This window comes from Serratia sp. CY76391 (genome assembly GCF_052166695.1).
Taxonomy (GTDB): domain Bacteria; phylum Pseudomonadota; class Gammaproteobacteria; order Enterobacterales; family Enterobacteriaceae; genus Serratia; species Serratia nematodiphila.
The window spans coordinates 815,899-829,238 of record NZ_JBJNOJ010000001.1 but is presented as its reverse complement, the minus strand read 5'-3'; the positions used below and the strand labels follow the sequence as shown (position 1 = coordinate 829,238).

At 57.7% G+C, this 13,340-nt stretch carries 10 protein-coding genes; 1 reads left to right on the top strand and 9 read right to left on the bottom strand.

Annotated elements, in window-relative coordinates; translation table 11 throughout:
* Window positions 1-88 precede the first annotated feature (88 nt).
* On the bottom strand, window positions 89-298 hold the full coding sequence (cspE, locus tag ACJ8PN_RS04135) for a transcription antiterminator/RNA stability regulator CspE (protein ID WP_004928244.1): 210 nt from the start codon (window positions 296-298) through the stop codon (window positions 89-91).
* A 525-nt stretch (window positions 299-823) separates the two neighbouring features.
* Here cspE and hglS point away from each other — a divergent pair.
* Window positions 824-2,230, top strand: coding sequence for a 2-oxoadipate dioxygenase/decarboxylase HglS (gene hglS, locus ACJ8PN_RS04130; RefSeq protein ID WP_351106668.1), 1,407 nt, complete (start codon window positions 824-826; stop codon window positions 2,228-2,230).
* A 2-nt stretch (window positions 2,231-2,232) separates the two neighbouring features.
* Here hglS and lpxK read toward each other — a convergent pair whose 3' ends face one another.
* The 8 genes from lpxK to serC form a co-directional block, all read right to left on the bottom strand.
* Complete coding sequence (lpxK, locus tag ACJ8PN_RS04125; RefSeq protein ID WP_171453704.1) at window positions 2,233-3,213, bottom strand: tetraacyldisaccharide 4'-kinase; 981 nt, start codon at window positions 3,211-3,213, stop codon at window positions 2,233-2,235.
* Window positions 3,213-4,961, bottom strand: coding sequence for a lipid A ABC transporter ATP-binding protein/permease MsbA (gene msbA / locus ACJ8PN_RS04120; RefSeq protein WP_021504329.1), 1,749 nt, complete (start codon window positions 4,959-4,961; stop codon window positions 3,213-3,215). Before msbA ends, lpxK begins: the two co-directional genes overlap by 1 nt.
* Before the next feature lie 35 nt (window positions 4,962-4,996).
* Window positions 4,997-7,267, bottom strand: a complete 2,271-nt coding sequence (locus ACJ8PN_RS04115; protein WP_442534763.1) for a ComEC family protein — start codon at window positions 7,265-7,267, stop codon at window positions 4,997-4,999.
* Window positions 7,268-7,543: 276 nt separating this feature from the next.
* Window positions 7,544-7,828, bottom strand: coding sequence for an integration host factor subunit beta (ihfB, locus tag ACJ8PN_RS04110; protein WP_004928264.1), 285 nt, complete (start codon window positions 7,826-7,828; stop codon window positions 7,544-7,546).
* A 62-nt stretch (window positions 7,829-7,890) separates the two neighbouring features.
* A complete protein-coding gene (gene rpsA / locus ACJ8PN_RS04105; RefSeq protein WP_004928267.1) occupies window positions 7,891-9,564 on the bottom strand; it encodes a 30S ribosomal protein S1 in 1,674 nt (557 codons plus the stop codon).
* A gap of 184 nt (window positions 9,565-9,748) precedes the next feature.
* On the bottom strand, window positions 9,749-10,438 hold the full coding sequence (cmk, locus tag ACJ8PN_RS04100) for a (d)CMP kinase (protein WP_004928270.1): 690 nt from the start codon (window positions 10,436-10,438) through the stop codon (window positions 9,749-9,751).
* Between the two features lie 259 nt (window positions 10,439-10,697).
* A complete protein-coding gene (gene aroA, locus ACJ8PN_RS04095; protein ID WP_171453703.1) occupies window positions 10,698-11,984 on the bottom strand; it encodes a 3-phosphoshikimate 1-carboxyvinyltransferase in 1,287 nt (428 codons plus the stop codon).
* Window positions 11,985-12,098: 114 nt separating this feature from the next.
* The gene (serC, locus tag ACJ8PN_RS04090; RefSeq protein ID WP_004928275.1) at window positions 12,099-13,184 is read right to left on the bottom strand and encodes a 3-phosphoserine/phosphohydroxythreonine transaminase; all 1,086 of its coding nucleotides are present in this window, start codon (window positions 13,182-13,184) and stop codon (window positions 12,099-12,101) included.
* Window positions 13,185-13,340: the final 156 nt, after the last annotated feature.

Here is a 13,340-nt window from a genome sequence, read left to right as displayed (position 1 = left end):
TTGTTGAACTTAATATCTTCCGCATGACTCAGCGCTGAAGCGTCACCATGGTTGTATTAAGATCTCTTTATACGCGTTCCCTGTCTTCTTACAGAGCAACTACGTTGGCGGCAGCCGGCCCGCGCGGGCTATCCTGGATGGTGTACTCGACGCGCTGGCCTTCAGCCAGGGTCTTGAAACCGTCGGTCATGATTGCGGAGAAGTGTACGAATACATCTTTGCCGCCGTCGTGCTGCTCAATGAAACCAAAACCTTTGCTTTCGTTGAACCACTTAACTTGACCAGTCTTCTTAGACATTACTTTTACCTTTAAATATATTTACAAAACCTGCCATAAGAGGCAATTGCGGCCATTTCAGAAACATTACTTATGGGAGGTACTTAGAAGGTTCGTCTTTGAAGCGGAATCGGATGATAACGTTTTTGGAGGAACTGCTTAACTCTAAACTCGAACATAAATAGGTCTGGATTACAGGCCGACTTGCATTTACTCATAAAAATGGTGAATGCACAAGAGGTTTATTGCAATAAATTCATCATTACGCCGAATTTATTTTTATCCCTATGAATATACATGACTTAATTTAACGCTCGCCGCAGCCGATCCAGCGCGTTCCTCTTCTCACCGGGGCATCCTTTGCCCGTCTGAGCGCTGCAAATGAGAGCTAACGCATAAAACTCTAATATGCTTGACGCCGCTATAACAAATCCCAAATCAGATGGCTAAACTTGAGGGGAAAACAAGGCAGACGGCTTTTTCGCCAGCACTTTTGCCGCTAAAAACACGATTTTTCAGATTATGCTGAATCAAGGAGCTATGCGCATGACCGCCCAGCAGTTCGTTTCACCTAATGAAATCCGCGCCAGATTCTCTCACGCTATGTCGGACATGTATCAAAAAGAGGTACCGCTGTACGGCGATCTGCTGGAGCTGGTGGCGGAAACCAACCGGCAGGTTCTACGCGAAGATGCCGCACTGGCTCATCAACTGCAAATCACCGGCGAGATCGAACGCCTGGCCATGGAGCGCCACGGCGCGATCCGGGTCGGCACGGCGGACGAACTGGCCACCCTGCGCCGCCTGTTCCGGGTGATGGGCATGGCGCCGGTCGGTTACTATGACCTGTCGGTGGCGGGCGTTCCGGTGCACTCCACCGCTTTTCGCGCCATACACGAAGACGCGCTGCAGATCAGCCCTTTCCGCGTGTTCACCTCCCTGCTGCGCCTGGAACTGATAGAAGATCCCGCGCTGCGTGCGCTGGCCGAGCGCTTGCTGGCGCGCCGCCGTATCTTTACCGATCGCGCGCTGGAGCTGATTGCGCTGCAGGAAGCGCAAGGCGGGCTGAATGAAGTGCAGGCGCAAGAATTTGTCGAACAAGCGCTGGAAACCTTTCGCTGGCATAACCAGGCGACGGTCAGCGCCGAAGAATACCGGCAGTTGCACGATCAGCATCGCCTGATCGCCGACGTGGTGGCGTTTAAAGGGCCGCATATCAACCACCTGACACCACGTACGCTGGATATCGATCGCGTTCAGCAAGCGATGCCCGGCCGCGGTATTACGCCCAAAGCTGTCATCGAGGGCCCGCCGCGCCGCCGCCGCGCGATCCTGCTGCGCCAAACCAGCTTCAAAGCGTTGGAAGAAAGCGTCGATTTCGTTGAGCACGACGGCCACGCCATCGCCGGTCACCATACCGCGCGCTTCGGCGAGATCGAACAACGCGGCGTGGCGCTAACGCCTAAAGGACGCGAACTTTACGACCGTTTGCTGCAGGCGACCAACGATGCGTTGCAGGCGCCGCCGAGCGAGAAGAATGCCGAGCGCTACTATCAACTGCTGGAGGAAAACTTCCGGGCGTTTCCGGATGATTACGCCACGCTGCGTGAGCAACAGCTGGCCTGGTTCCGCTATTTCCCGACCGAATGCGGCCTGGCGGCCAAAGAGTCGCTGGACAAGCACAGCACCCTGGAACAATTGATCGAGAAAGAACACGTTCGCTTCCAGCCTCTGGTGTATGAAGATTTTCTGCCGGTCAGCGCGGCGGGGATTTTCCAGTCAAATCTGGGTGACAGCCGCCACGCGCAGTACAATGCCGCTTCCAGCCGGGCAGCGTTTGAACAAGCGTTGGGCAGTGAGGTGATCGACGAGCTGGCGCTGTATCAGCAAACCCAGCAGCGTTCGCTGGAAGCCTGCGCGCAAGCCCTGGGGCTTGCCACGCTGGCATCCTGAGATTACTTAGTCAGCAGAGATTCGATATCCTGCAGCAATTGCTCAGCCTGAGCGGACGGTAGCACCGCATCAACCGGCAAATACCACCAATTAGGCTGGGCAAAGGCGCGACACTTCACCGCGTCCTTCTCCGTCATCAACAGCGTTTGATCGGCTGCAACCAGCGCCGCCAGCGGTTCCTGCTGATATTCCTGATGATCGGCAAACGCCACTTCCTGTACGACTTCGACGTTCAACTTTTCCAACGTCGCGAAGAAACGCGGCGGATGGCCGATGCCCGCCATCGCCACCACGCGCGGCAGCTCAGCCGCCGGGCGACGTTCACCGCTCAGCAGGTTCACCGCGTCACGCGCCTGCAGGCGCATGGCAATTTCCCCGGCCTGCGCCACGCCGCCATTGGCGACGCGCGCATCGACGCTGCCAAGCCGCGCGGCGCGCTCGCGCATCGGCCCGGCCGGCAACCACCAGCCGTTGCCGAAACGACGCACGCCGTCGATGACCACCAGCTCGAAGTCACGCTGTAAAGCGTAGTGCTGCAAGCCGTCGTCGGTGATGATCACATCCAGCGGCTGTTGCAGCAGCAGGGCCTGCACCGCCTCGGCTCGCTTGGGTGCGATCGCCACAGGCGCACCGGTACGTTGATAAATCAGCACCGGCTCATCGCCCGCCTCGCGGGTCGACGTATTCTGACCGAGCACCAGCGGATAAACCGCCGACTTGCCGCCGTAGCCGCGTGACACCACGCCAACGCGATAGCCCCGTTGTTGCAGGTGTTCCACCAGCCAAATCACCATCGGCGTTTTGCCGTTGCCGCCGGCGGTGAGGTTACCCACCACCACTACCGGCACCGGCGAACGCCAACTTTTACGCAGGCCGCAGCGGTAACTGAGACGGATCAGCCAACTGAACAAGCCATAGAGCCACGAGAGCGGCAATAGCGCCAGATAAAGCAACGAACCGCCGGACCAGATGCGCTCAATCATTATTGACCAAACTGCATGCGGTGCAGCTGCGCATAGGCGCCTTGGCGCTCAAGCAACTCGGCGTGTTCACCGCGTTCGACGATGCGGCCGTCCTCCACCACCAGGATCTCGTCCGCCTTCTCAATGGTCGACAGACGGTGCGCGATCACCAGCGAAGTGCGGTCTTTCTGCAGCTCGTCCAGCGCGGCCTGAATGGCACGCTCGGATTCGGTATCCAGCGCAGAAGTCGCCTCATCCAGGATCAGGATCGGGCAATCGCGCAGTAACGCACGCGCGATTGCAATGCGCTGGCGTTGGCCGCCGGACAGCATCACGCCGTTTTCACCGATCACCGTATCCAGACCGTTTTCCATCTTGTTGATGAAGTCCATCGCGTACGCCATTTCCGCCGCTTTCTCAATCTGCTCGCGGCTGTATTCGCTCTCGCGCGCATAGGCGATGTTGTTGGCGATGGTGTCGTTGAACAGGTGCACGTTTTGCGAAACCAGGGCCACCTGATTGCGCAGCGAGGCCAGGGTATATTCACGCAGATCGTGGCCATCCATCAGGATTTCGCCTTCCTGAATATCGTAGAAGCGCGTCAGCAGGTTGGCGATAGTTGATTTACCCGAACCGGAACGGCCCACCAACGCGACGGTTTTGCCCTCGGCGATTTTCAGGTTGATATCACGCAGCGCCGGCGTTTCTTTGGCCGGGTAGTAGAAGGTGACGTTGCGGAATTCGATATCGCCTTTCGCACGCTTCACTTCGCGGGTGCCGGTGTCTTTTTCCTGTTCCATATCCAAAATGGAGAACAGCGTCTGACAGGCCGCCATCCCTCGCTGGAACTGGGCATTGACGTTGGTCAGCGACTTCAGCGGACGCATCAGCGCGATCATCGACGAGAACACCACGGTAATGGTGCCGGCGGTCAGGGTTTCCATCACGCTTGGGAAGCTGGCGGCAAACAGCACGAACGCCAGGGCCAGCGAAGCAATCAGCTGAATGATCGGATCGGAGATCGAAGACGCGGAGACCAGTTTCATGCCCTGTTGGCGCATGCGGTTGCTCACCGAGTTAAAGCGCTCGGTTTCCACCTGCTGGCCGCCGAAGATCAGCACTTCTTTATGGCCTTTCAGCATCTGTTCGGCGCTGGTGGTCACCTGCCCCATGGTGTTCTGCATGTTCTTGCTGATGTTGCGGAAACGCTTGGACACCAGGCGAATGGCGATGGAGACGATCGGTGCCAGCACGATCAGGATCACCGACAGCTGCCAGCTGTAGTAGAACATCATGATGAACAGGCCAATGATCGAGGCTCCTTCACGCACCACGGTCACCAGCGCGCTGGAAGAGGAGGAAGCTACCTGTTCGGAATCATAGGTAATGCGCGACAGCAAAGTCCCGGTGGACTGCTGATCGAAGAAGGCCACCGGCATTCTCATCATGTGGCCAAACAGGCGGCGGCGCATTTGCATCACCACCATGCCGGAAACCCAGGAAATGCAGTAGCTTGAAACAAAACTGGTCACGCCACGCATCAACATCAGCGCAATCACCGCCAACGGCATCCATACCAGCACGCTGCTGTCGGTTTTTCCAAACCCATCGTCCAATAGCGGTTTAAGCAGAGACAGCATCAGCGTGTCCCCCGCTGCGTTCATAATCAACGCAATGGCGGCCACAATCAGCCCGGTCTTAAAAGGAGTGATCATCGGCCAGAGTCGACGGAACGTCTGCCAGGTCGAGAGATCTTTATCATTCATCATGCAAATACCAGCATCGGAAGAAATAGCGGCCTATTTTACTCATTATCACCCTCTACGCCAAACCGCTGATGGTACCAACGGGGCATTAATTGTTCGCGAAAGCCTTTAATTTGCCAATCGTTGTCGAAAAAAAGTACCGATAACTGACCGGAGCGCGTCGTATCGCGCCATTGGATGCCATTTGCCCGGTATCTGGCGACCACTTTCCGCGCCGGCAATCGCCATTTGTTGTAACGCGATGCGGAGGCCAGCGCCACTTTGGGATTGACCGCGCGCAGAAACGGCGGCGTCGAGGACGTCTTGCTGCCGTGATGCCCCACCTGCAACACCGTAGCCGCCAAGCGATCGCGCTGCAACCGTAACAGCTGCGCCTCCGCCTTCTTTTCCGCATCGCCGGTGAGCAGCAAACTGAATTGCCCATCGTCGATGCGGATCACGCAGGAGTCGTCATTGACCGGCCTTTTGCGCGTTTTCGGTGGCCACAGCACCTCGAATTGCAGCGATTGCCAGCGCCAACGCTCCCCGGCGATGCAGGGCAAGTGTCCTTCCCCGCGTATCGGGCTGCGCACCGTCGCCTGCGGAAACGCCCGCCGCATCACCGGCAGCCCGCCGATATGATCGAGGTGAATATGGCTGATAATGATCTGCTCCAGTTCAATATTCCGCCAGTTCAACATCGGTAAGATATGCCGTTCGGCGGCGCTGCCCGTGGGCCAACGATCGCCGGTATCGTACAGTATCCCCTTGCCGTTTTGCTCGATAACCACCGCCAACCCGTGCCCGACATCAAGCATATCGACGCGCCAGCGATAGTCCGGTGCTTTGCCCCGCCACAACACGCAGCATATCGCCACCGCCGCCAGCCCCGGCGCATAGCGCCACCACCAATGAAAGCGCCAGCAGATAACGATAAGCCATCCCGCTATGCTGGCCAGCAGCGAGGCGGCCCCCAAATCCACCCAACCGCGTTGCAGGTAATGCAGCGGCACAAACACCCAGCTCAACGTGGAATCGGCCAACCACCAAAGCCCGTAACTTAGCGAGGGGAAGACGCCGCCGATCACCGCCAGCAAAATCAACGGCACCGTCACCAATGAGACGATGGGCACAGCCCAAAGATTGGCAGGCAGCGAGGTCAGCGTCAGACCCAAAAACAGCGCGACCTGCATCGGCATCAGCAACAACGTCATGCCCAGCTGAATATGCAGCCAGCGTACCGGCGCCCAATACCAGGCCGAGCGAAATCGCTCGCTGAGCGGTGCCCATTCAAACCAAAAAATCAAACACCCCACCGCCAGCACCGACAGCCAAAAACTGTCTGACAAAACCGCCAGCGGATCGCACAGCAAAATCAGCCCGATACACCACAGCCACACTTGCCAGGAAGAACAATGAACGCCGCGCAAGCGCAGCAGCATCCACAGCGTCATCGCCAACGCGGTACGCACCGCCGGCGGTTGGGCGCCCACCAACCAAACATAGATCAGCGTCGCCACCCAGCCTGCGACCAATGGAAAGCGATAGCCAACCAAATGGGCGGGCAGAAAAAACTGCAGCGCTCGCAACGCGGCCCAGAACAAAATGGCGACCATCGCCACATGCAACCCTGAAATGGCCATCAGGTGAGCGATGCCGGTTTTCAGCATCAGCGTGCGCAAAGCCTGCTCCAGCGCGGTTCGTTCCCCAAACGCCAGCGCCAGCAATACCGCCTTGTAACGCAATTCACCGATGTTGGTTTCCGCATGGCTGATGATGCGCTGGCGCAGCCCGCAATCGCCCTCCAGCAAACGAGCCTGCCTGACCCGCCCCGTCAACGGCTGGCGCTGGGCGATCGCCCAACGTTGGCTGTCAAATCCGCCTTCATTGAGCTTGCCATGTACCGGCCGTAGGCGCAGTTTCAATTGCCAACGCTGCCCGGCGCACAGCCGCTGCCGTTCCGGAGCCCACGTCGTGGTAAACGCCAGCGCAGGCGCCAACCAATGACCGTCGACCCGCTCGATGCGCATCAGCGTCTGTTTACTGGCGGCGGGCTCCAGCGCGACGCTGCTCACCTGCACCACCGCCGTCACTTCCGGCATGCGAGTTAAGCGCTCCATTTGCCCGAGCAGGCTTCCGGCGTTGAAAACCGCCCATATGAATCCCAATCCCAGGCAGGCCAAATAGCGGCAGAACGGCCAACGCGCGCGCAACAGCAAGCAGCCGACAAACAGCATCGGCCACAGCAGCCATAGTTCTGGCAACTGCGGTAAAATCAGCAGCGGCAGGATGCCGCAGATAACGGCGAATATCGCCAAATCCAGCGAAATTTTGATCGTTCTTCTCCCATCAGACCCGCCACGCGCACAAGCGCGTTACGGCAGGCAAACAGGATGAGTCAAGCGGCATGCCGCGACCAGCGGGCTTTAGCGAGAATGCGGCGAGCGCGCCAGGGTAAGAGAGGTTTATGCAGCAACTACACCGCAAATGCGGCGCAGTACGCAATTCACAAGCGTATCGTGGAGAATCGCAGGCGAAAAAAAACGGCGCCTTACAGGCACCGTTTTATATTCTTTACAAGCAACAACGCTATGATCAGTCAGCGACTAGCCATAGATATTGGCGCGGTCACGCAACTCTTTGCCTGGTTTGAAGTGAGGAACGTACTTGCCGTCCAGCTCAACTTTGTCACCGGTTTTCGGGTTGCGGCCTACACGCGGGGCACGGTAGTGAAGAGAAAAACTGCCGAATCCGCGGATCTCAATGCGTTCGCCCTCGGCCAGCGTAGCGGCCATGTGCTCAAGCATCTCTTTCACTGCATCCTCAACGGCCTTCGCCGGAATATGAGATTGCTGGCCAGCAAGTCTTTCAATAAGTTCAGACTTGGTCATAGTACCTCCAAGCTTTGCAGCTAAACTACCGTATTGGGGCGGTCAGCGACCGCCCCCCGTCATTACTCGCCTTTAGCCGCTTTGAAAGCTTCAGCCATTGCGTTAGAGAAGTTGCCTTCTTCCTGTTTGTTGTTAACAGTTGCGATGGCGTCTTTCTCGTCAGCTTCGTCCTTAGCACGTACGGACAGGCTTACAACGCGGTTCTTACGGTCAACGCCGGTGAATTTAGCTTCAACTTCGTCACCTACGTTCAGAACCAGAGTTGCATCTTCAATGCGGTCGCGAGAGGCTTCAGATGCACGCAGGTAACCTTCTACGCCGCCTGCCAATTCAACTGTAGCACCTTTGGCGTCAACTGCAGTGACTTTACCAGTAACAATAGCACCTTTCTTGTTCATAGACAGGTAGTTATTGAACGGGTCTTCAGCCAGTTGCTTCACGCCCAGGGAGATACGCTCACGCTCTGCGTCAACTTGCAGAACAACCGCAGCGATTTCGTCGCCTTTCTTGTATTCACGTACTGCTTCTTCGCCTGCAACGTTCCAGGAGATGTCAGACAGGTGAACCAGGCCGTCGATGCCGCCGTCCAGGCCGATGAAGATACCGAAGTCAGTGATAGACTTGATTTTACCTTCAACGCGGTCGCCCTTGTTGTGGGTTTCTGCGAACTGCTGCCATGGGTTGGATTTGCACTGCTTCAGGCCCAGGGAGATACGACGACGTTCTTCATCGATGTCCAGAACCATCACTTCCACTACGTCGCCCACGTTAACAACTTTGGACGGATGGATGTTTTTGTTGGTCCAATCCATTTCAGAAACGTGTACCAGACCTTCAACGCCTTCTTCGATTTCTACGAAGCAGCCGTAATCAGTCAGGTTGGTTACACGGCCAGTCAGCTTGGTGCCTTCTGGGTAACGTTTCGCGATAGCAACCCATGGATCTTCGCCCAGCTGTTTCAGGCCCAGGGATACACGAGTACGCTCGCGGTCGAACTTCAGCACTTTAACAGTGATTTCATCGCCAACATTGACGATTTCGCTTGGGTGCTTAACGCGTTTCCAAGCCATATCAGTGATGTGCAGCAGGCCGTCTACGCCGCCCAGATCAACGAATGCACCGTAGTCAGTGAGGTTCTTAACGATACCTTTAACTTCCATGCCTTCCTGCAGGTTTTCCAGCAGTTGATCGCGCTCAGCGCTGTTCTCGGATTCGATAACCGCACGGCGAGAAACGACAACGTTGTTGCGCTTCTGATCCAGCTTGATGACTTTGAACTCAAGCTCTTTGCCTTCCAGGTGCAGAGTGTCACGTACCGGACGCACGTCAACCAGGGAACCTGGCAGGAACGCGCGGATGCCGTTCAGCTCGACGGTGAAGCCACCCTTCACTTTGCCGTTGATAACACCGGTTACAGTCTCAGCTTCTTCGTAGGCTTTTTCCAGCGTGATCCAAGCTTCGTGACGCTTAGCTTTCTCACGGGACAGCAGGGTTTCACCGAAGCCGTCTTCAACAGCATCCAGAGCAACGTCAACTTCGTCACCAACCTGGATTTCCAGCTCGCCCTGGGCGTTTTTGAATTGCTCAGCCGGGATGGCAGACTCAGATTTCAGACCGGCGTCAACCAGTACGATATCTTTGTCGATAGCAACAACGACGCCACGAACGATGGAACCCGGGCGGGTTTCGATTTCTTTTAAGGATTCTTCAAAGAGTTGAGCGAAAGATTCAGTCATGTTGTTAATCTTCAGGGTTCTTTAGTTTAACGTCCATTTAGCGTCCCGCCGAATGGGGTTGTTTCACATACCCCGCCATTGGCTCCATGCCGACAGGGTTTAAGGTTACAGGGGTAAAATTTTACCCGATATATTGCGATACCGCTATGACAAATATGACAAAAAGCCAATAGCGCCGCCGCGCTTATTGCTGCGGCAACGCCAACACTTTCTGTGCATACGTCAACGCCTGCCGGATCACTTCTTCGATCGACATGCTGGTAGAATCCAGCACGAGGGCGTCAGAAGCAGGCACCAGAGGCGCGATAGGCCGATTACGGTCACGGTCGTCCCGTTCCTTTATCTCGGCTAAAAGACGTTCAAAGTTAACATTAAAGCCTTTCTCCTGCAACTGCAGCATGCGGCGGTGTGCGCGCTCCTCCGAGCTGGCGTCGAGGAAAATCTTGACCGGCGCGTCAGGGAACACCACCGTGCCCATGTCGCGGCCATCGGCAATCAGGCCGGGCGCCTCGCGGAATGCGCGCTGGCGGCGCAGCAACGCCTCGCGCACGCGCGGAAACGCCGCCGCTTGCGACGCGGTGTTGCCGACGGTTTCGGTGCGGATCTCATTACTGACGTCCTCACCTTCCAAAATCACCTGCAGCTTGCCGTCCTGGGCAACGAAGCGAACATCGAGATGTGCGGCCAGCGGAACCAGCGCTTCCTCAGAAGTGATATCCACCTGATGATGCAACGCCGCCAGCGCCAGCACGCGATAGATCGCACCAGAGTCCAGCAAACGCCAACCAAGGGACTCGGCCAACGCTTTACACAGCGTGCCTTTGCCCGCGCCACTTGGTCCATCAACGGTTATCACCGGGGCTGTAGCCGTCATTTCTCTCTCCTTCAGGTAGAAAACCTCACAGAGACACGGCGTGCTTCGACTCGAAGCCCGTGAGCTCTGTCACCTGCCCAATTAGGGGCAAATACGGTGGCGTATTATACGCTGCCCTACGGCGATCTGTTACCCTGGAACTATCCGGTTGTTGAAAATAAGCGCATAACCGCGAAAAAGTATAGAAGAAACGCCGGTCGCCAAAGGTTAAAAACGATAAAGGCCCGCAAAGGGGCCTTAAAATAAACGATTTGACGGGTTACGCCGGCTGGCTGATGCGCGCCAGCTGTTCGAAATAATCCGGGAAGGTCTTCGCGGTACATTTCGGATCGAGAATGGTGACCGGCGTATCCGACAGCGCCACCAGCGAGAAGCACATTGCCATGCGGTGATCGTTGTAGGTGCCGATCTCGGCGAACTGCAGTTTGGCCGGCGGCACGACGTGAATGTAGTCTTCGCCTTCGTCCACTTCCGCCCCCACTTTACGCAGCTCAGTGGCCATCGCCGCCAGACGGTCGGTCTCCTTCACCCGCCAGTTGTAGATATTGCGGATGGTGGTCGGCCCCTCGGCGAACAGCGCTGCGGTGGCGATGGTCATCGCCGCGTCGGGAATGTGGTTCATGTCCATGTCGATGCCGCGCAGTTCACCGCGGCTGCACTCGATGAAATCGTCGCCCCAGGTGATGCGCGCGCCCATTTTCTCCAGCACGTCGGCGAATTTGGTGTCGCCCTGCACGCTTTTGCGGCCGATGCCGGTCACGCGCACGGTGCCGCCCTTGATCGCCGCCGCCGCCAGGAAGTAAGAGGCGGAAGAAGCGTCGCCCTCAACCAGGTAATCGCCCGGCGCGATATACGTCTGGCGCCCCTGGATATGGAACACCCGGTAGTTGTCGTGGCTCACCGATACGCCGAAGGTGCGCATCAGATGCAGCGTGATGTCGATGTACGGCTTGGAAACCAGCTCGCCCTTGATGTGGATCTGCGTATCCTGCGGCGCCAGGGGCGCGGTCATCAGCAACGCGGTCAGGAACTGGCTGGAGACGCTGCCGTCAACGGTGACGTCGCCGCCCTGGAAACCGCCGCGCAGGCGAATCGGCGGGTAATCGGTCTGTTCGAGGTAATCAATCTGCGCCCCGCCCTGGCGCAACGCGTCTACCAGATGGCCGATCGGGCGTTCTTTCATGCGGGGTTCCCCGGTCAGCACCACGTCGCCTTCACCAAGGCACAGCGCCGCCGCCAGTGGGCGCATCGCGGTGCCGGCATTGCCGAGGAACAGTTCCAGCGGTTGGTTGGCCACCAACGGCCCGGCCACTCCGGTCACTTCACACACGGTGCGGTCGGTGGAAAGCCGGTAGTTCACACCCAACGCCTGCAGCGCATTCAGCATATGACGCACGTCGTCGCTGTCCAGCAGGTTGGTCAGCCGGGTCGTTCCCTCCGCCAGCGCCGCCAGCAGCAGAGCGCGGTTAGAAACGCTCTTCGAGCCGGGTAAGTTGACGGTGCCATTGACCAGGGCGACCGGTTGTAACGTCAGGGAATCCACCATGTGAACAAAACTCTCCAATTCTGATAAACGAAACGGCTCCGGAATAATGCCGGAGCCGCTTTAATGCAAAAGGACAACAGCCTGAGGCCGCCCGCGCCTGGCGGGCTGCCGGAATCAACCGTGACGACGTTCGAAGTCGGCCATGAAGTCGGTCAGCGCCTGGACGCCGGCCAGCGGCATGGCATTGTAAATAGAAGCGCGCATGCCGCCAACTACCCGGTGGCCTTTCAGCGCCTGCAGGCCGATGGCCTCGGCTTCGCTGAGGAACACCTTGTCCAGCGCCGCATCGGCCAGCTGGAACGGCACGTTCATCCAGGAACGGTTGGCGATCGCCACCTGGCTGCGGTAAAAGTCGGATTTATCGATGGTCGCGTACAGCAGCTCGGCCTTGGCCTGATTGCGTTTTTGCATCTCCACCAGGCCGCCCTGCTCTTTCAGCCATTTGAACACCAGCCCGGACAAGTACCAGGCGAAGGTCGGCGGGGTGTTGAACATCGAGCCGTTCTCGGCCAGCACGGTGTAGTCAAGGATAGACGGCACTTCTTTGCGCGCCTTGCCCAGCAGATCGTCGCGCACGATCACCAGCGTCAAGCCGGCCGGGCCGATATTTTTCTGCGCGCCGGCGTAAATCACGCCGAAGCGGCTGACGTCGAGCGGGCGGGACAGGATAGTCGAGGAGTAATCGCCGATCACCACTTTGTCGCCGAAGTCCGGCGTTTCATCGATGGCCACGCCGTCGATGGTCTCATTCGGGCAATAGTGCACGTAAGCCGCGTCGTTGCTCAGTTGCCACTCTTTCATCGGCGTGATGCCGCTCAGGCCGTCGATGCGGGTTTTCACGTCGATGACGTTCGGGGCGCAATACTTTTCCGCTTCCTTGATGGCGCTGTGCGCCCAATAGCCGCCGTCGATATAGTCGGCGGTGGCCTTGTCGCCCAGCAGGTTCAGCGGCAGCGCGGCGAACTGCGCGCGGGCGCCGCCGTGGCAAAACAGCACTTTATAGTTGGAGGGGACTTTCAGCAGATCGCGCAGATCCTGTTCCGCCTGCTCGGCAACGGCGATGAATTCTTTGCTGCGGTGACTGATCTCCATCACAGACGTTCCCAGGCCGTGCCAGTTGCACAGTTCCTGTTCCGCACGACGCAACACTTCCACCGGCAGCATCGCCGGGCCAGAGCTAAAATTATAAACCTGAGTCATTTCCCCTCACCACATTCACTGTTCGCCGCAGAAAAGCGACCTGTCGAAAAGACGCCCGAAGTTAACGCTCGCGTTAACCAACCCATCGGTTTTATCACTCACGCCCCATGGCTGCAACGCTTATTCGCCCGTCGGCGACAAACGACCGTGCCGGGT